General features: G+C 34.3%; 22 protein-coding genes, 1 tRNA gene and 3 pseudogenes. 15 read left to right on the forward strand and 11 right to left on the reverse strand.

The genetic code is table 11. The features are described 5' to 3' along the window. Positions 1-141: 141 nt before the first annotated feature. Complete coding sequence (locus HS129_00005) at positions 142-525, reverse strand: DDE-type integrase/transposase/recombinase (GenBank protein MBE7410444.1); 384 nt, start codon at positions 523-525, stop codon at positions 142-144. Then, positions 488-931 (reverse strand): annotated as a pseudogene (locus tag HS129_00010) (transposase). The gene HS129_00005 and the pseudogene HS129_00010 overlap by 38 nt, the downstream one beginning before the upstream one ends. A 431-nt stretch (positions 932-1,362) precedes the next feature. Between HS129_00010 and HS129_00015 the strand changes: the two are divergent. From HS129_00015 to HS129_00025, 3 genes are all read left to right on the forward strand, one after another. Then, the gene (locus HS129_00015) at positions 1,363-1,827 is read left to right on the forward strand and encodes a DUF1564 family protein (protein MBE7410445.1); all 465 of its coding nucleotides are present in this window, start codon (positions 1,363-1,365) and stop codon (positions 1,825-1,827) included. A gap of 147 nt (positions 1,828-1,974) precedes the next feature. Beyond that, positions 1,975-2,505 (forward strand): hypothetical protein, encoded by a 531-nt coding sequence (locus HS129_00020; protein MBE7410446.1) that lies wholly within the window; start codon positions 1,975-1,977, stop codon positions 2,503-2,505. Next, entirely contained in the window at positions 2,505-3,293 is a 789-nt protein-coding gene (locus HS129_00025) for an enoyl-CoA hydratase/isomerase family protein (protein MBE7410447.1), read from the forward strand. Before HS129_00020 ends, HS129_00025 begins: the two co-directional genes overlap by 1 nt. Position 3,294: 1 nt before the next feature. On the opposite strand, the gene HS129_00030 is transcribed toward HS129_00025, so the two are convergent. After that, complete coding sequence (locus HS129_00030) at positions 3,295-4,785, reverse strand: carboxypeptidase M32 (protein ID MBE7410448.1); 1,491 nt, start codon at positions 4,783-4,785, stop codon at positions 3,295-3,297. Between the two features lie 89 nt (positions 4,786-4,874). Between HS129_00030 and HS129_00035 the strand changes: the two genes are divergently transcribed. Both HS129_00035 and HS129_00040 read left to right on the forward strand, forming a co-directional pair. After that, positions 4,875-4,945: transfer RNA gene (locus tag HS129_00035), tRNA-Gly, on the forward strand. Between the two features lie 48 nt (positions 4,946-4,993). After that, a complete protein-coding gene (locus tag HS129_00040) occupies positions 4,994-6,136 on the forward strand; it encodes a PLP-dependent transferase (protein ID MBE7410449.1) in 1,143 nt (380 codons plus the stop codon). A 43-nt stretch (positions 6,137-6,179) separates the two neighbouring features. Here the strand turns inward: HS129_00040 and HS129_00045 are convergent, their stop codons facing one another. Next, positions 6,180-7,454, reverse strand: a complete 1,275-nt coding sequence (locus tag HS129_00045; protein ID MBE7410450.1) for an oligosaccharide flippase family protein — start codon at positions 7,452-7,454, stop codon at positions 6,180-6,182. Positions 7,455-7,458: 4 nt separating this feature from the next. After that, the gene (locus tag HS129_00050) at positions 7,459-8,460 is read right to left on the reverse strand and encodes a phosphatase PAP2 family protein (protein ID MBE7410451.1); all 1,002 of its coding nucleotides are present in this window, start codon (positions 8,458-8,460) and stop codon (positions 7,459-7,461) included. Between the two features lie 140 nt (positions 8,461-8,600). Here HS129_00050 and HS129_00055 point away from each other — a divergent pair, with 140 nt between their 5' ends. The 6 genes and pseudogenes from HS129_00055 (at position 8,601) to HS129_00080 (ending at position 12,518) form a co-directional block, all read left to right on the forward strand. Beyond that, positions 8,601-9,455 (forward strand): 1-acyl-sn-glycerol-3-phosphate acyltransferase, encoded by an 855-nt coding sequence (locus HS129_00055; protein ID MBE7410452.1) that lies wholly within the window; start codon positions 8,601-8,603, stop codon positions 9,453-9,455. 144 nt (positions 9,456-9,599) lie between these two features. Beyond that, complete coding sequence (locus HS129_00060; GenBank protein ID MBE7410453.1) at positions 9,600-10,049, forward strand: hypothetical protein; 450 nt, start codon at positions 9,600-9,602, stop codon at positions 10,047-10,049. A gap of 186 nt (positions 10,050-10,235) precedes the next feature. After that, a pseudogene (locus tag HS129_00065) lies at positions 10,236-11,053 on the forward strand (DNA adenine methylase). After that, positions 11,054-11,800 carry a hypothetical protein gene (locus tag HS129_00070; GenBank protein MBE7410454.1) on the forward strand — a complete coding sequence of 249 codons (747 nt, stop codon included), beginning with the start codon at positions 11,054-11,056 and terminating at the stop codon, positions 11,798-11,800. A gap of 14 nt (positions 11,801-11,814) precedes the next feature. Continuing rightward, positions 11,815-12,207, forward strand: a complete 393-nt coding sequence (locus tag HS129_00075) for a hypothetical protein (protein MBE7410455.1) — start codon at positions 11,815-11,817, stop codon at positions 12,205-12,207. A 10-nt stretch (positions 12,208-12,217) separates the two neighbouring features. Then, positions 12,218-12,518 (forward strand): annotated as a pseudogene (locus tag HS129_00080) (hypothetical protein). Positions 12,519-12,583: 65 nt separating this feature from the next. On the opposite strand, the gene HS129_00085 reads toward HS129_00080, so the two are convergent. From HS129_00085 to HS129_00095, 3 genes are all read right to left on the reverse strand, one after another. After that, a complete protein-coding gene (locus HS129_00085) occupies positions 12,584-13,345 on the reverse strand; it encodes a hypothetical protein (GenBank protein ID MBE7410456.1) in 762 nt (253 codons plus the stop codon). A gap of 164 nt (positions 13,346-13,509) precedes the next feature. Then, positions 13,510-13,749, reverse strand: coding sequence for a hypothetical protein (locus tag HS129_00090; GenBank protein ID MBE7410457.1), 240 nt, complete (start codon positions 13,747-13,749; stop codon positions 13,510-13,512). Then, a complete protein-coding gene (locus HS129_00095; protein MBE7410458.1) occupies positions 13,746-14,072 on the reverse strand; it encodes a 2Fe-2S iron-sulfur cluster binding domain-containing protein in 327 nt (108 codons plus the stop codon). The genes HS129_00090 and HS129_00095 overlap by 4 nt, the downstream gene beginning before the upstream one ends. A 41-nt stretch (positions 14,073-14,113) precedes the next feature. Between HS129_00095 and carA the strand changes: the two genes are divergently transcribed. The 3 genes from carA to HS129_00110 all read left to right on the forward strand — a co-directional run bounded on the left by carA (position 14,114) and on the right by HS129_00110 (position 15,876). Next, positions 14,114-15,202, forward strand: a complete 1,089-nt coding sequence (gene carA, locus HS129_00100; GenBank protein ID MBE7410459.1) for a glutamine-hydrolyzing carbamoyl-phosphate synthase small subunit — start codon at positions 14,114-14,116, stop codon at positions 15,200-15,202. Between the two features lie 12 nt (positions 15,203-15,214). After that, positions 15,215-15,394 carry a hypothetical protein gene (locus tag HS129_00105; GenBank protein MBE7410460.1) on the forward strand — a complete coding sequence of 60 codons (180 nt, stop codon included), beginning with the start codon at positions 15,215-15,217 and terminating at the stop codon, positions 15,392-15,394. A 149-nt stretch (positions 15,395-15,543) separates the two neighbouring features. Further along, positions 15,544-15,876 carry a hypothetical protein gene (locus HS129_00110; protein MBE7410461.1) on the forward strand — a complete coding sequence of 111 codons (333 nt, stop codon included), beginning with the start codon at positions 15,544-15,546 and terminating at the stop codon, positions 15,874-15,876. A gap of 11 nt (positions 15,877-15,887) precedes the next feature. Here the strand turns inward: HS129_00110 and HS129_00115 are convergent, their stop codons facing one another. After that, positions 15,888-16,361, reverse strand: a complete 474-nt coding sequence (locus HS129_00115) for a hypothetical protein (GenBank protein MBE7410462.1) — start codon at positions 16,359-16,361, stop codon at positions 15,888-15,890. Then, entirely contained in the window at positions 16,358-17,101 is a 744-nt protein-coding gene (locus HS129_00120) for a glycosyltransferase family 2 protein (GenBank protein MBE7410463.1), read from the reverse strand. The genes HS129_00115 and HS129_00120 overlap by 4 nt, the downstream gene beginning before the upstream one ends. A 98-nt stretch (positions 17,102-17,199) precedes the next feature. Here HS129_00120 and HS129_00125 point away from each other — a divergent pair, with 98 nt between their 5' ends. Next, positions 17,200-17,475, forward strand: coding sequence for a hypothetical protein (locus HS129_00125; GenBank protein MBE7410464.1), 276 nt, complete (start codon positions 17,200-17,202; stop codon positions 17,473-17,475). A gap of 2 nt (positions 17,476-17,477) precedes the next feature. On the opposite strand, the gene selD is transcribed toward HS129_00125, so the two are convergent. Next, positions 17,478-18,545, reverse strand: coding sequence for a selenide, water dikinase SelD (gene selD / locus HS129_00130; protein MBE7410465.1), 1,068 nt, complete (start codon positions 18,543-18,545; stop codon positions 17,478-17,480). Positions 18,546-18,568: the final 23 nt, after the last annotated feature.

Consider the following 18,568-nt stretch of genomic DNA (forward strand, 5'->3'; position numbering starts at 1 on the left):
TTCAGAGGCCTGATGTCTGAGGTCGGAATATCCAAGCCTAATTGGCGTTGACCGTTTTTTGAGAATCTGTATTCTCCTTTTTTATTCCCTAACTCATATTTTTCAGGTGTTTGCATTCCTAAAGACATATGAGGTCTTTCATTATTGTAGAGCCACTGCCTTTGCAAGCAATGTTTTTAACTCTGAAATATTATTAGGTGCATACGGCATCAAATACTCATTCTTGATTTTCCCATTCACTCTTTCAGCAAAAGGATTTTCATAAACATCTATCGCCATGCTATTTTTCATCTGGTGTACACGCTTCAACTCAAGAAAAGATTTGCTGTAATATTGACCGCCACCATCAGAATGAATAATGCAACCTGTCACTTCCATCTTCGATTTTTTTCTTGCTTTAATCGCCATTAGCAATGCCGCATAACTTGTATTTTTAGTGAACAGATCGGAACTCGCTGAATAACCAATTTTTTTTCTACTAAAAAGATCAACAATAAATGTCAGGTAATAAAATATTTCTGCGATCCTGAAAAATTGGTTTTATTTTCCCAATACCAAATGATTGTCTCAAAGAAAATTTTTTTTTAATATCTACGGAATATTCTTCTTCAGCCAGATCGACCATCTTTTCTAAAAAATCTATCTTCAATTGTTTTTGACCGAGGACTTGTTCCAACTCTCGAATTTTTTCTTTGTATTGAGTTAATTTATTTGTTTCATTCTTCAATTCTAAAACCTGCCGGATTCCTTTCTTCCTATATGAAGAAAAAGCATAAAGCCATTTGTAAACACAACTTCTGCTCACTTCATATTCTCTAGAAACTTCTGTCACTGACAAAAGATTTCTATCAATATCGTTTACTATTTTTATTTTCAGAGGCTTACTGAAATATCTAAGCTGCCTGTTATTTCCTTCTGGTCTTTTTTTAAATCAATTTTACTTCCCATTTGTTTGTCGTTTTAAACCTCAAAAAACGGTCAACGTATTTCAGTACAAGACAGAAATAGTGGTGGTGGAATTTTTTGCAAATAGGTTTATCTTGTAAATAGTGGTTTTGAGCTTTAGTAGAGTTTTTGAAATTTCGCGTTTAGTGCAGATTTTACACTTTTCGTGCTAAAATGTGGGATCTCCACTCTTTTCTGTAAAGTGCATGCTTTATACCAATTGTTCACCTTTCACGCAAAAATGTGGGAACTCCATCGTTTTAGGGAATTTCAAGAGATTACGCATTTAATACAGATTTTGGACTTTTTATGTAAAAGCTAAAAAAAAATTCTAAAAAACGATAAAATTTTTTTTCTAAAGCAAACTTTTTTTACCTTATAAAGAAGAGCAGAAAAATTTACTTTAAGGAGAAATTTATGAACCCACAAAAATATGCAGAAACCCAATCGAGCTTGCTTGTTCCAGCAAAATATATGGACGAGTTCAATAGAAGAACAACGGGTTTTTCGAGACGAAAATATTTACACGCATTGCTGAACAGATACAGAAATGTGATTCTTTGGGGTACTTTTGAGAAAATGGATAGAGTAAAGAAAGCGTATCAAGAAGTCGGACAAAATTTGCAGAAGAAGAATTTTACCCCGAATAACGAGGACTGGATTGAGCTTGGCATTCTTGCAGACTGGCTTGGCACCACAAAGACAGCTCTTTTTACTCTTTTGTTAGTGCTTGACCTTGCCGAATGGGACATAATTCTCCCCAGTCGATTCTTCGAGAATGGAGTTCCCACCCCGGTAACCACGATTGCGGGGGGATCTTACCTCTCCAAGAGAAAAACGACCCGCTACAACAGACTAAAACGACACAAACCTGACGAATAAGAAAAAAAAGCCCGAAAATAAAACTGGAAGAATAAAGGCTTTTGGGTTATCATATATTTAAACAAAATGGATTATGGATCAACCCGGCTTTGCTTTACTGAATCTTTTTTCACGTTGAAAAAGTTCAAAACTGCCGAAACTTAGAATATGGAAAGAGAAATTGAATCAGAATTAAATCCTGAATTATTCGATATGGTGAAACGGGGGCAGCTTTCTGCTGAAAAAATCCTCACACTAATTCAAATCAAAAGAACAGTAGATCGGTTTTCTTTTACAAAATTTACTGATGAAAAAACTTTGGAAGAGTTAAAATCTAAGTTTGGAGTTTATCTGGATATTATTACATGGGGTGATTATTTTCAAACAGAAATTGGATCTCAGTTTTTTTCAATGAACGACGATGAATTTCATAAAATTGCGGATACCATAAGGTTTGACTTAATTTCGGCTCATTTAATTTTTTCTGAGAAACCTTCTTATTTTTATGACAAAGTAAAAGGGGACGCTTTAATTTCTAAGTGTCTTGATGAAAGTTTTAGGACAGAGACTGATGCAGAAAATATTCATCTTGAAATTTTACTTGAGTATTTTAAAAATATGGAGCTTGGGAAAAAACCGCTTTCTATTTCGGATCGTGCATGGTATGAAAACTTTGAATTTAAAAAGGTAGCAGTGTAATGAGTTTAGTAGAATTAGAAACAATTGATGTAAATAACAAAAAAATAATTGTATTGTATTTAAACAATCCTTCTTCAAAAAATTCCATGAGTGAGAAAATGGCTGAAGAGTTCTCCAAGAGTTTAAATTCTATCAAAGAAATTTCATCAGTATCTTGCCTCATTCTTGCCGGAAGAAATGAAATATTTTCTGGAGGGGGAGACCTTGAGTTATTAAAATCTTTTGCTAAAAAATCAGAAGAAGAAAATAAAAAGTTCATGTATGATTTTTATAATAGTTTTCTTGGAATAAGAAGGCTTTCAATCCCAGTGATTGGTGCAATTAATGGCCATGCGATAGGCGCTGCACTATCTCTTGCATTTGCTTGTGATATTCGAATTTTTGCAAGAGAAGGAAAATATTCTTTTAACTTTGTAAAACTTGGAATTCACCCTGGAATGGGGGCATCCTATATTACCGAGGAGCTTTTCGGGAAAAGTATTTCTAACGAACTGCTATTTTTAGGAGATGCTTTTTCTGGAGAATGGGCACATTCGAGAGACTTGTGTATAGATTCAGTTCCTAAATCTGAAGTGGTGAAAAGATCGGTAGAAATTGCAATTTCGTTTACTGAAAGCTCTTCCATGGCGTTAAAATTTTTGAAATCCAATATATACGATGATTCTAAACTGCAAGAAGCATTAAAAAAAGAAGCTATCGCACAAGCGAAAAATTTTATATCTGAAGATTTTCAGGAAACAATTCGCTCAATTCAAGAAAAAAGAAAACCTGTGTTTAAAGGAATTTAAATCATTTTAAGAAATCATATTCAAGATAGTTTAAAAGATACTTGCTGTTGGGAAATTCTCCTGTAGCTTGAAAAATTAATTCTTTTGGATCGAATATTCTGCCTTGTAAATGGATTTTCTCTTTTAGCCAATTCAAGAGTATGGAAAAATCTCCACTCTTACTTACACTTCCTAAGAAGTTAGGATGATTTTTTGCAAAAAAGAAAAACAATTGTGCAGAATAAATATTTCCAAGTGTGTATGTAGGAAAATAACCAAAGGCTCCTCCACTCCAATGAACATCTTGCAGCACACCTTCTGAGTCATTTTCAATTCTTAAGCCAAAATATTCTTTCATTTTTGAGTTCCAAAGTTCAGGAATATCTTTTATTTTTAAATTTCTTGATATTAGTTCTCTTTCTATTTCAAATCTAAGTATAATATGTAAATTGTACGTTAGTCCATCTGCCTCTACTCTGATCTTAGTCTTCTCTGTTGAATGTAGATAGTCAATCAAACCTTGCAAATCTATATCTTTGGACGTTAGTTGGAATCTACTAAGCATTTTCGGATAAAAGAATTCCCAAAATTCTCTTGATCTACCAATTTGATTTTCCCACAATCTACTTTGAGATTCGTGCAATCCCAAAGAAACAGAAGAAGTTAGAGGAGTCGGAAAATCATTCATTTCACCTAAACCAAGTTCATAGAGTGAATGCCCTGTTTCGTGTAAAACTCCAAATATAGAAGACAATGGATTCGCTTCGTCGTATCTGGTTGTAATTCGTTTATCCATTTTTCCTAGGCTCGTAGAGAATGGATGCTCGCTAATATCTAATCTGGATCTAGAATTGGGCAGCCCTAAATATTCGGGTAAAATCTCATTAAAAGATTTTTGTAAACTTTCGCTGACTGTTTTTTTAAAAGGATTGGGGTATGTTTTTGATTTCTCGATCAAAACAACAAGAGATTTTTTCAAACTATGAAATAGTAGTTCTAAATCTTTTGCAGTAGTCTTTGTTTCATATTCTTCTAATAGAGAGTCGTATCTTTCTTCTTCGTATCCGTACAATTCTCCCATTTCTTTTATAAGATCTACGATTTGTGTAAGATTTGGTTCAAACTCTTTAAAGTTGTTATTTTTTCTGGCATTTGCCCAGACTTGATGTGAAATGCTGGTTTGTTTAGAAAAATTTTCCACTAAATCAGTAGGAATTTTTAAAGCACGATCTCTATCTTTTTTTAATATTTGAAACTCCCTTAGTAAAATTTCCTTATCGGGAGGATTTTTTTGAATTACTTCATTTTTTGCATCATCAATAAGCCTTGTGAATTCTTCAGAAACAAACATATCGTGGTGCATCTTAGCGAGTAATGAAATTTGTTCGGAGCGATTTTCAGCCGCATCTTTTGGCATCATTACTTCATAATCCCAGTGTAAAACACTTTGTATTTCTGAAAATTTTACAATTTTTTTGTAGTAATCTCTGTATTTTTGGAGTTTATTCGTCATAAGTTTACACAGGAATAAATTTTGATAAAAAGTACAATAAGAAAATGTTGACTCTATTTCACAAAAAAAAACAATGAAAAAAGTCAAATGCGGGCGTGGTGTAACGGTAGCACAGCTGCCTTCCAAGCATCTAGAGTGGGTTCGAGTCCCATCGCCCGCTATGATTCATTCCGGTCGCTTTTAAAATTCAAACACACAGGGTAAGATTATGAAACCTCAAACATCTGCGATTCATTGTGGAGTTGCAAAAGATTCTACATTCAACAGTGTAATCACACCTATATATCAGACTTCTACTTTTCGATTTGAAGATGTAGGGGTAACGAAAGGGTATGATTATTCAAGGACTGCAAACCCGACAAGACGTGCTTTGGAAGAAAATCTTTCAGCCTTGGAAGGGGGAGTCTCTGCACGAGCAGTGACTACAGGAATGGCTGCAATCACTGCGGTTTTAAATTTATTTCAATCGGGAGACCATATACTTTGCACAGATGATTGCTATGGTGGAACGGAAAGACTATTTCGTCATTTTCATTCCACATTTAACTTGCAGGTGACATTTGTAAATATGCAAGATTTAGGTTTAGTCAAAAAAGAAATTCGACCCAATACCAAAGTAGTTTGGATTGAAACTCCAAGTAACCCACTTCTAAATATAGTAGATATTCAAGCGTTAAGCGACATTGCACATACGAATAATGCTATTTCTGTAGTTGACAATACTTTTCTTTCTCCTGTGTTCCAAAAACCGTTTGAGCTTGGAGCAGATTTGATCATTCATTCTACCACAAAATATCTTAATGGACATAGCGATGTAGTGGGTGGAGTTGTAATTTCAAAAACAGAAGACTATGCAGAAAAAATTCACAATATTGTGAATAACTTAGGTTTGAGTGAAGCTCCTTTTGATGCATGGCTTGTTCTTCGAGGAATAAAAACGCTGTTTTTAAGAATGAAACAACACGAAAAAAATGCAATGGATATAGCGAAATTTTTAGAGGTTCATCCTAAAATAAAAAAAGTAAATTACCCGGGTCTAAGCTCTCACCCTCAACATGCACTTGCGAAGAAACAACAAACAGGGTTCGGCTCTATGCTTTCTTTTGAAGTGAAAGGTACGGTTGAAGAAGTGAATAAAATTTTGCGATCAGTGAAAATTTTTTCGGTAGCTGAATCTCTTGGTGGAATTGAATCTTTGATTTGCCACCCGGCTACTATGACCCACGCAGGAATGGATTCAGCTCACAGAGAAAAAGTAGGGATAACTGAAAGAATCATAAGGCTATCCATCGGAATAGAAGACGTATCGGATTTGTTAAAGGATTTAGAAGAGGCATTAGGAAAGATTTGAATTTATAGTAATACTTGTATAATTTCAAATAGAATGTAGCAAATTATTCTCTCCAGAATGTTGCCCAGAAATATCCAGCAAGCACAAGCCAAGAAATAATTTGTCCTAGAAAAAAAGAAAGCCCGGCCCCTGTGACTCCAAATTCAGGAATGAGTATATTGTCTAAAATAACCCCGGCGAATAATCTTATAAATGCTAGGATTGCTAGAATCTTTGGTTTTCCCATTGCAAAAAGTGCGATTCCAAATGGTGCAAATACCAATTGTAAAAGATAATTTGGATAGAGAATTTTAAATACAACTATTGAGTCTGAATACTTTCCTGCAAAAAGTAAGTCTAAAATCCATTCTGCTAAAAAAAATCCGGGAGATAAAAATATTGCAAAAATAAATGCGACTGTTGCTGATTTTAACAAATACTTTTTAAAATCTTCTGTATCAATGAGCTTGGCAAGCCCGGGATAGATAACAGAATTTAGAGTAGAAAGGATGATTCCAAAACCACTAAATAATTGTAGTGCGGTTCCATAGACAGCGATTGCCTCAGGTGGGTGGTATTTGCTTATGAAAAATATTTCAAGTCTGTCTGAAACAATTGCAAAAATAGACGCAAGAAATGCCCAAGAATTAAAAAGAGCAAGCTCCTTAGTACCTTTTTGTATGTCTTCTTTTGACGCTCCCCAGTTTAGTTTTTTTCGATCAAATACAAAAAAGAAAAGCACAAGAATAAAAATCGGACTTAGAGAAAATATTGCCAAAATATCTACATACCCTAATATCCCTACAGTAAAATAATTTGTGATATATAGGGCTACAAGTCGAATCAGATTGCCTAAGGGATTCCACAAGGCGAGTGAGGTATAATCTCCAAAAGAAATAAATACGCTTTCAAAGTAGCTTAAAAAAGAAGTACCAAGTCCTCCTACTACTAAAATAAAAATAATCAATGGGTCTTCAGAAAAACTTAGAAAAAATACCAAACCCAAAAATAATAAAAATAGAAAGGAAATTGTTTTAATGAGAAGAGAAGAAGAAAGAATCATTCCGATTATTTTTTTATTTTCTGTAGCTGGAGCTAAAAATTTTACAAGAGCTGAAGGTAGACCAAATTCTGTGATTGCAAGTATAACCGGAACAAAGCCCAAGTAGTACTGAAAATGGCCATTCTCAGATTTAGTGAGCAGGTTGACCGCATAGATCATAAAAACTAAATTGCAAAGAGATGAAAATACTTTGGATACAGCAACGAACATCGAGGACTTAAAAAATCCAGATTTTGTAATTGAAAGAAAATTTGATTTGATTTGTGCTATCGTCATACAATTAGGTTTTCATATACTTCCCGTTGGCTACTTTATACAGTAAGTAAGGTGTAATGCAAATCAGAAAAAAGTTCAAAAGGAAGTACCGAATATATCTAAATAAAACTTCATCATGAAAATATTTTTTTGAAATACCCCCCAGTAGAAAATAAAAAAGCAATACTCCGATTAAAATAAAAATACTTCTAAATAGAAAAGAAGAAATTGTAGTTACCATATCCCAATCAAAATAATTTTCTCCAAACTTGTACTTTAAGAATAAAATTCCGGAAAAAAATCCGGCAAGGGAACCACTGGCTGCGATTACAGAATTTAAGGACTGGCTGTGAATTTCGTTATTTGCATGGCTTGACACTAAAGTTACTGGCAGGGTAATTGCAATCAGCGCAAGAGAGATCGAGCGTATCAGTGAAATTAGTTTTTTGCTGTCCATCTCTTTTAAGGAAGGAAAATCCGGAGATAGTTTAAAAATCCATTCAATAAGAATAAGAGAAATAAACCCCATCAATAAACCGCCTATAACATCTCCGGGGTAGTGAACTCCCACATACATTCGGCTTAAAGGCACTGAAAAAATCATAAAAAGAGAAAAGCCTTTCAAAAATTTATTTTTAAAATGAAGAAAAAAAATCCCCCAGATTAAAATAGCGACATGAGAATGACCTGAAGGGAATCCAAAAGATTTTTCTTCGGCACTTTTCAATAATTGTGTAAAGCTATTGGATAGACCGGAAGGTCTCGGGCTTTCAAAGTAAAATTTTGCAAGTCCATTCAAAATGCCTGTACTTAAAATAGCCACCCCTAATTTAATGCCCAAGTTTCTTGAGTAGCAAATATATACAAAAGGCAGTAGAAAAATAAAGAAGGTTATCCCACCGGAGTAGTGACAAAATACGGAAATTGCTTTAAAAAACTCCCCCAAGATTCCTTCCGGGTGTGGTATAGATTCTAAAAAACCATTTCCGAATAAAATATTGTTATCGAGTAGTGTTTTATATCTCATTTTAAAAACTTTTTTATTTTATCGTTAAAAAAGAAATTCTTTTTTAGAGTTAAATCTAAATGTATAAAATATATATATATTTATAAAACGTCTTGATTTTTGAATGTTTTTATGAAAGTATAGCGAGAAAGGCAAATCTTATGACTGAAAATATTGATAATTGGCAAGAATTTGAAAATACTTTAAAATTATTTACACTTCCTCGTGAAGCACCTGTGCTTGCACTTAGGACTTTGTTGGAGCTTGTGTACAATGTATCTGTGACAGGGACAGAGCTAATCCCCAAGGCCGGTGGGGCTGTGATCGTGTGCAATCATACGGATATTTTAGATATACCTGTTCAGGGTGTGTATTCTCCCAGAAAGATAGTTTTTTTGGGAAAATACGAAATCTTTCGACCTCAAGATACTATAATAGAGTATTTAAGCTCTCCGAGTTCGCCATTTCAATCTTTTCCTTTAAATCTTCTAAAACCTCAAATTGAAAATCTACTCAATGCGTTTGGAAATGTATATTCAAATCAATTGCAAAAATGGGGGAGTATGCCGATTATTCGTGGACATATTGGAGAAGGAGCGGGTGCTAAAGCAGCCGTAGCCTATTACGAAGAACTCGAAAATTATATGGTATCTTTGGTGAAATCAGGAGAAATCCTTTCGATTTATCCTGAAGGAACAAGGTCTGAAACGGGAATCATCGCACCTTTTAAGGCACTTGCAGCAAAAATTGCAATTCGAGCACAAGTGCCGATTATTCCGTCAGGTATAAATGGAGCTTGGAGAATGTCTGAACCAAAGGCATTTTTATCAGGGCAGGCTTTTAAAACTAAAATTACATATAATATCGGGATGCCTATTCTGCCTGATGATTTTCCAAAAGGACACGAAAAAAAGAGTGCCAAAGAATTAACTGAAAGGCTTGAAAAGGCAGTGTATTTTTTAGCTCACAATAGAGAGAGACGAGGAAAACCCAGAAGGGTTACTACAGTGTTATAAAATACGTAGTTGATGTTTCTACATCCGTATAAGTATAATTGGAATTACGTGTTTAGGAAAAAATATACACTATCCGCCTAATTTCTTTAAAATTTATTTTTTTTCGACCCTTTTTTTCTACCTTAGTATGTAATGGAGAAGAAAATGATTATAGAATTGTATGAAGTATTACTGGAAATTCACGCCTCAGAGGTATCTGCCAAAAAAGCAACTATGGCGATTGAAAAATTTATAGTTGACAGAACTCAACAAATTCGTCAAAATTTAGTAATGGAAGAGTTCGTTCCGATAGAAAAAGAGCAAATTGGAATCCGATCTGAGATTAAATTTGTCGGAGAAAAAGTTGATCTTAGGTTTTCTGAAATAGACAAGAGGATGGGTATGGCTATAGACCAGATGAAGACCGGGTTCGTCGAGTCTGACAAAAAAATGAATCTTGTTATAGACCAGATGAAAACTGGGTTTGCCGAGTCTGACAAAAAAATCAATCTTGTTATTTCAGAAATGAATAAAAGGTTTCAGTATATGGAAAAACTTCAAATAACGATGCTTGGTTGTTTATTAGGTCTTGTTATTAAATTTCTGTTATTTTAAGCGGAAGCAATGGTAACACCTTGCTTCCTAAAGATTACAAAATTTCGAACTGATAGATACAAAAAGACAAGTTAGCCGACACCCTAAAAGGCGACCGTGCAGACAAAATCGGTTGACAATTAACTGACCCAAACGAGGAATAAGAAAAATAGTAATTGTAAATATCCTTGATTTAAAAAAAGACCAATGACAGACAGAATTGCAAAACCATTTTTAAAATGGGCAGGTGGAAAAACACAGCTCATTAACGACATTGAAAAGGCTTTGCCCAATGACATTACAAAGGACAAATTTACCTACATAGAACCCTTTGTTGGAAGAGGTGCAGTTTTGTTTTGGATGTTAAACAACTTTCCAAACCTACAAAAAGCCGTAACAAATGACATTAACGAAGACCTTATTAACACATACAAGACAATTGCATCAAAACCAAAAGAACTGATTTCAATACTTCAACTTACAAAATGAATTTCACGGACTTGAAGGCAAAGACGAACAAAAAAAAAGAATATTACTACTCAAAAAGAGAGCTTTACAATAAAAGAAAAGAAGAACAAAGCGGACAAGCCGCTTTGTTTATTTTTCTCAATCGGACTTGTTTCAACGGACTTTATAGAGTGAATCGAAAAAACGAATACAACGTGCCAATGGGCAGCTACAAGAGACCGACAATTTGCGACAGAGAAAATATTTTGGCAGTTAGTCAAGCATTGCAAAAAGTGGAAATTCTTTGTGGCGACTATGAAGAAACTCTGAATTTCGCTGATAACAACACTTTGTTTTATTTCGATCCACCTTACAAGCCATTGAGTGAAACTTCTAATTTCAATTCGTATGCAAAAGACGAATTCAACGATCAAGAGCAAGTCAGATTAAGAGATTTTTGCCACAAACTTGATGCACTAAACCATACTTGGATTTTGAGCAATTCAGACGTTAAGGGAAAGGATGAAAACGACAGTTTTTTTGACGACTTATATTATATGGTAAACAATGCAACTTAAATGAAACAAAACGAGGCAGTAATATTGGCACTAGAAAAACTTGGAGGTGTTGCGACATTAGGGCAACTAAATCAAGATGTTCTAAAGATAAAAGATTGCGTATGGAAAACTAAAACTCCTTTTGCAAGTATTAGAAGAATTGTCCAACTTGATAAAAATATTTATAAGATTAAGCCAGGTTTGTATGGATTAAAAAAAATGAAAGCTGGTATTGAGAATAGAGGCATCATACTCGAGACTAGTAAAAATATTGACTCTAAAGAATTACAGGAGTTTAATCATTCTTATTATCAAGGACTACTTTTAATTATTGGAAACTTGAAGGGCTTTTCTACATTTGTTCCAAATCAAGATAAAAATAGAAAATTTTATGATGAAAGAAAACTAAGCGAAATCAGTACGATGAATGAGATACCGAAGTATTCTTATGATAGTATTGTTAAGAGAAGTTCAACTATTGACGTTATTTGGTTTAATGAACGAGCTTTACCTCATTCATTTTTTGAAATTGAACACTCTTCTGATATACAAAATTCATTGTTAAAATTTAACGATTTGCAAGATTTTAACTCTCGGATGATAATTGTAGCTGACCGTATGAGGAAAATTGATTACACAAGCAAAATAAAGTATTCTTCTTTTAATGATTTATCGAAATATAATCGTGTTACATTTTTAGATTATGATACTCTAATTAAACAATATGAAAATATTATTGAACAGAAAGCTTTTGAAATACTTTTATAATAGATTTTTTATCTATGGAAACATTTAAAATTGAAATTCAAGAGTTCTTATCAAGAATAATTGAAGTGGAAGCTGAAACAAAAGATGAAGCAATTACAAAGGTTCGTCAATTGTATAGGAATGAAGAAATTGTTTTAGACAGTGATGATTATGTTTCAACAGAAATTGGAACTTTTCCAAAGGAAAGTATTATATCTTTTGATACACTCTCTAACGGAGCAAATTTTTATCTGATTGAAGGAGAAAATATTACATTTTGGGGAAATGATATTGTATCAAAAGTTGTTCAAATCACTCCTCAAGTATTCGACCTAATAACAATTAATGATATTCCTCTGAATGAGCCTTGTGAATTTATTGAAGACATTGATTATAAAATATTTACACTACTATATTACTCGAAATAATTGGAGTTAAGATAAGTCTCACGGCTTCGAATACATAAACGAGTTCAATCGCAAATGGCTTCCATTAGTTCGAGACAAACAAACAAATGAAAGATGTTTGGAAACTTCCAGCGATTGCACCTTGGGAAAAATCGTGTGGCAAACACCCGACACAAAAACCACTTTCAGTTTTGACAATCAGCAAAAACCGAAAATTGGAAATTGAAAACCCAAAAACAGCTGCAACTTACAGACAAAAAATTGGTGGTTTTAACGACAAAAAAGAAATTGAATTGTTTTTATTAGAAGAACCAAAAGAAGAGTGTGCATAAAAAAACCGCCAACTTTTCAGCTGGCGGATTTTCTAAAATAATTTCTTTAGTGTAGATACTAAAGATTATTTATTTTGCTCGGTTAAAGGAACAATAGCCATTGCAAGGATTTCAGGTCCAAGAGTAGCCATTTTTGCAACTACAGTAGCTTTATCAGCGTCTGTTCCTGTCCAAGGGATTGCAGATGTCCATTCAGCATAGCTTAAGTATTGTCCACTGTTAGAGTCGTAGAGGAATGCTCTCACTCTTGCAGTATTCATACCTTTTCCAGCAATAGTTTTTACACCATCACTGTCAATGTGAGCACCAAGTAAGAAACGTGGTTTGAAAGCAATTTTAAATCCTTTTTTGTTGAATTTTTCTGCGATCAATTTTTCAGCTCCTGCGATACCAGCAGAAACAGCAGGTGGAAGAGCGCGAACAAGTTTTACAACTGGTTGCTCAGATCCGCCATGCACATCTTTGGTTGGATCCCATTCTTTATGAAAATCTGCCATGTGGTAAACGTTCCAGCACATTTCGTGGCTAAGGTTAGCGTTGAAAGGTGGTAGAAGGATTGCAGGTTGAAGAGAAATCCATCTTGGAATTTTGTTTTCATCAAGAGTAGATCCGAGAATTGCAAGCATCAAAGCTCCTGAGTTTGCAACAGCTTGAGCTCCATCACCGAAACCATGAATGTCGATTGGAAGAACAATACCTTGTTGCTTTTTCCAGTCAATTTTCTCTTTGAAGTTAGGATTTGCGAGTTTGATAGTTCCGCCGCAAGAAAAAGCGAAAACTGCAACCATCGCAAGTACAGCAGCGTTTCTAATGAAACTTTTTGTCATTTTTAATCTCCTTAAAAATATGTTTTGTACGACTTACCATAATAGCAAAATCTTCGCATGGACTTTTAGTAAAGCGAAAAAAGACGAGAAAAATCTCGTGTAAGCCAATAAAATAACGTATTGACTTAGTGAAAAATTAGTCAAACAAAAATTTCCGAAAATTTTCAACGAAGATTTTTAGTGAAAAACCTCCCATAAACCACAATATTTGCAGTAAAATAAGAGAAAATAACGAGTAGAAACACTTCAATAAACTGAAAAAAGCCTTCTGAAAAAAAACTATCCGATAAAAATTTCTGAAATTGAATTTTTGTAGAAAATGCGACATAATTAAAAATAAGATAGGATAAAATAAAAATACCTAAAAATACTAGTTTCGATAGAATAGATTTTCTTCTCATCATTGGATCCTTTTTTTCATTGTAAACGGGAATTCACTAATTTCCAAATCTTTTTCGCATTCCATCTGACAGGCAAGTGCTTTTGTGAATCCCATTTGTGTATCTTTGAAACGGATCATACAGTTTTCGCAAGTGCCTGCCCAGCAGTGTTTTTGTAGGCTTAGATCTAATCCATCGTATTCCATCGAAATAAAATGAAATGCCCGAAGGAGTGAAATTTTTGAAGGAACAAAATATTCTTTTCCTGCTATTCTGATTGGAACGAGATTTTCTTTCCAGTTTTCACCAAAAATCAGCGCGTAAGATTTCTCTTTGTCTGTAAGCATTTTATTGACCTTAACTCCACTTTGAAAAATATGTATAAACGATGAAAGCCTTTTTAGTTTTAGACAACGGAGAAGTGTACGAAGGTGAATCTTTTGGGTACGAATCTGAAGAAGTCGGTGAAGTCGTATTTAATACTTCTCTTTCTGGTTATCAGGAAATTTTAACTGACCCTTCCTATTGCAAGCAAATCGTTACAATGACCTACCCGATGATTGGGAATTACGGTGTTTCCGATATAGATATGGAATCAGATAAGATTTTTGCAAGCGGACTAATCGTAAAAGAATACGTTCCTATCCCTTCTAATTTTCAAGCTAAGGAGCCACTCTCGGATTTTTTAAAAAGATACAAAGTTCCGGCAATCCAAGGAATAGACACAAGGAAATTGACTCGTTTTATTCGTAAGAACGGGTCTCCCAATGGAGGTATTTTTGTTGCAGACTCTTATTCGGACTCTTTTTTAGAAAAAGTTAAGCTGTTTCCAGGATTAGAAGGAATGGATTTAGCAAAAGTGGTATCCACAAAAGATCGTTATGATTTTGGCGACCATTCTGGTAAATCTATGAAGGTAGCAGTCTATGATTATGGTGTTAAATTAAATATCCTCAGGAAATTAGACGAATCCGGGTTTGCGGTTACAGTTGTACCTGCTCTCTATCCGATAAAAACTTTAATGGATGAAAATTTTGATGCCTACTTTCTCTCAAATGGGCCGGGTGATCCAGAGCCTTTGAACTATGCAATCGATACAGCAAAAACGATCATTGGAGAAAAACTTCCTCTATTTGGAATTTGTCTTGGACACCAGATTATAGGTCTTGCGATGGGAGAGAAAACTACTAAGATGCGATTTGGGCATAGAGGCGGGAATCAACCTGTTCAGAATACAATTACGAAAAAAGTAGAAATTACCGCTCAAAATCATGGATTTGCGGTTATTCACAATTCTGGCTCTGGGACAAGTGTAAGCCACATCAATCTCAATGATTCAACTTTGGAAGGATTTAAGCCGGATAAAAATCCGGTCATGGCAGTACAATACCACCCGGAAAGCTCTCCGGGCCCGCATGATGCGGAGTATCTATTCAAGGATTTTTTTGAGATGGCAAAGTCTCATAAAAAAAATTAAAGGAGAGAATTTATGAATCAAGGACAAGACAATCTATGGGGAATTCCCATAGGAAAAGAATTTACAGCAGAGGCATTGGTTAGAGACCTTTGGGATCCTATGACCGATGAAGTTTTTACACCTAAACATTTTATTGGTCTGGGCTGGGGAATTAACTTTTACGCAATAGCAAAAAAATTCAACTTACTGTAATTGCTCAGTAAAATCAAACCCCGATTTTTTTCGGGGTTTATCTGTTGTTTGGCAAATTTGTATTAAATCAATTTTTATGACAACAATCCGATATAGAAAACTTTTCTCTTTATAGATGCGTTATGCGAGATAGATTGCGGACTTTATTTATGAGGCTACTTTTGAATATGAAGTATGCAATTTTAATATTTTTACTTTTTGGTTTTTGTTCTGACGATACTGAAAAGATATCCAGAGAAAAAACTATCAATGAAATTATTGTAGCAACTCTTTATAAAATTGGAGAATGCAAACAATTTCCAGGATATTTTTTGGTGCCACCCAAAGAGCCATACAAGTATGGGGTGGATGCTTGTGTTTTTTCTATTATTCGAACTCCCTGTCCTTTTAACCAATACCCTTTGATTTGTATTGAAATGTATAAAGTAGATGTAAAAGGAATCGGTCCAAAAATTAATAATTCCATCGAGAAAATATTTTAATCATTTTTGATTTATTTTCGTATTTCCGTAAACAGTTTTTCGATTCTTTCTTTTTCGTTATCAAAGTTGAGGTATATATTTTCTTCTGCCACTTTTAAAATTGCACAAGAAAAACTAAAGAGGATCGTACTCTTGACTCCATCTTTTCTATATACAATGGCAGAATTGTATGCCGGAAGACATCTTTTTGACTTTTCAGGGGTATAGGCAAATTTACCATTTTTCAATAATGACTGAATTTGATTCAATAGGAAAGTATTCTTAACTTTTATCTTAAACGTAGAAATCGTTTCAGGATCAATGTCGTCTAACGTATCAGGCAATTCGTAGTAGGTTATCAAATCTGATTTCTCGACTACTTGAATCCCTCGAAATTTTGCCGGAGGACTTGGAACTTTAAGGATGGGTTTATCATCCTGTGGGGTATTTTTTACACTGCATCCGTAATTTATAAAAATAAAAAATACGGTTAAGGAGAAATTCAAAAACAGGCAGTTGATAATTTTTCTTGAAAATATTTGAAATGGGAGTTTTTCCATGATTGTATATAATAACGGTATCTTTTCCTTTTTTTGTCAAGGTCTTCACCAAAACTTCTATCATCAGTTACATAGATTCTATCCACTGCAAGCTCCCTAATTTGTAAATTTTTATATTTTGCATAAGCCCAGAAATCCATCGGAAAGGCATAACCTGTTTCGTAGATTTTATGTCCGATCAAAGAGCGGGTAGTGTATCTTTTGAATCCACAAAAAGAATCTGTAAGATTCCAGTTATATTTTTTATTGATTTTTTCGGTAATTTTTTTATTGATTTGAACTCTTTCGATAGGTGCATTCCCTGAAGAGAGTGAGTCTTTGGAATATCTTGTGCCGCTAATTATGTCTATATTCGGGTCTTCTTGCCTAAATCGGATCAAGTCTTTGGGTTGGTGTTGGTCATCGCAATCCATCGTGATTATAAAAGGATAATTGTTTCGTATAGCAAAATCAAATCCTGAAAGAAGACTTGCACCATAGCCCTCATTTTTCGATTTATTGATAATCCGAATAGAAGGGTTTTTTGTTTTTTCATTCTCAAGGATACTTCCAGATGAATCGGAAGAGCCGTCGTTCACAAAAAGAATATCTGCGTATTCTTTGCATTCTGTATATGTTCTTTGTGCTACATTTTCTAAGGTAGGTGCTTCATTATAAACTGGGATAACTATAAGTGTGTCTTTCATTTTTTTACAATTCTTAGACTATAATGGAAAAATTTATAATCGACAAATTTTGAAAAGAAAATATAATGTATGTCCTTGTAAGGAGGAAAAATTAGAAAATGAATAATTTAACGATTTTATTTTTTATCGGTTGGGTTTTTACAAATTGTGCTTCAAAAAATTCTGATGTGAAAGGGACTACTGTAGATACAGGTTACAAGACTGCTTGTGAAAAAGTTTTACGATGCGATAAAAAATGGCAATCTATCACCGAAAAAGGTTGTGTTCAGGATTTAGAAGAATTAGGGTTTAGGGATAAAATCATTTCTTGTATTGAAAATACAAGTTGTGAGAATTTAGATACAAAACTTTGTGTTTCTAACTCAGTGAAATAAGGCTAAACTATTTCACATAATATTTCGCTATCCGAGTTTTGAATTTCTCCTATAACCTCAGATTGCATATCGTTGTGTTTTACAAGGCTTTTTTGTATTTGGTTTAACCCAATTGGGTTTACTGCAATCAACAATCCTCCCGAAGTCTGAGGGTCGCAAAGTATTTTTAGTGCAGTCGAGTGCTCACTTGGATTTATTTTTAAGTCGATGTTATTTTTCAGATAGGCCATGTTTCGGTTTGTACCTCCCGGAAAGCAGTTTTCAGCTAAAAGCTCAAGAGTATAAGGTAAAATAGGAATTTTATGAAACTGGAGCACTGCCTTTAAGTTTGAATCTCTAAGCATTCCTGACAAGTGACCGGCTAAACCAAACCCGGTCACATCGGTTGCAGAATGTACGAACTCAAAATTTTCTACCATTGAATTTCTTGCATATAAATTTAGTCTCGCCATATTTTGAAAAACAATTTTTTCGATTTCGGGACTGGATATATTTTTCTTGATAGAAGTAGTTAAAACTCCAGTTCCGATTGGCTTTGTCAATAAGAGAAGGTCTCCTTTTTTGGCTCCTCTATTTTTGATGATTTTTTTCGGGTGGACAAGACCTGTTACAGCTAAACCAAATTTTGGCTCTGGGTCATCTATGGAATGTCCGCCTACAATTTCAATCCCTGCTTCCTTAACCTTGTCAAACCCCCCTCTAAGTATATCACCTAAAATTTCTTTACCGAGTTTTTCTATCGGGAATGCAACTAAAGAAAGTGCCGAAAGTGGAGTTCCACCCATTGCATATATGTCGGATAACGCATTGGCAGCGGCAACTTGACCAAATTTGTAAGGGTCGTTTAGTATCGGTGTAAAAAAATCTGTAGTCTGTACAATGGCTAACTCACTATTTAGCTGGATTACTGCTGCATCGTCTCCAGTTTCAAACCCCACTAACACTCTTGGGTCATTGGATTTAAGGCGAAATTCTTGAAGTACATCATTCAACTGTCCTGGCCCCATTTTACATCCGCAACCTGCTCCATGGGATAAGTCCATGAGTCTAACTTCTTCTTTCGTTTTCATACATCCTCATTTTAAGTTAATTG

Source organism: Leptospiraceae bacterium, from assembly GCA_015075105.1.
Classification (GTDB): Bacteria; Spirochaetota; Leptospiria; order Leptospirales; family Leptospiraceae; genus JABWCC01.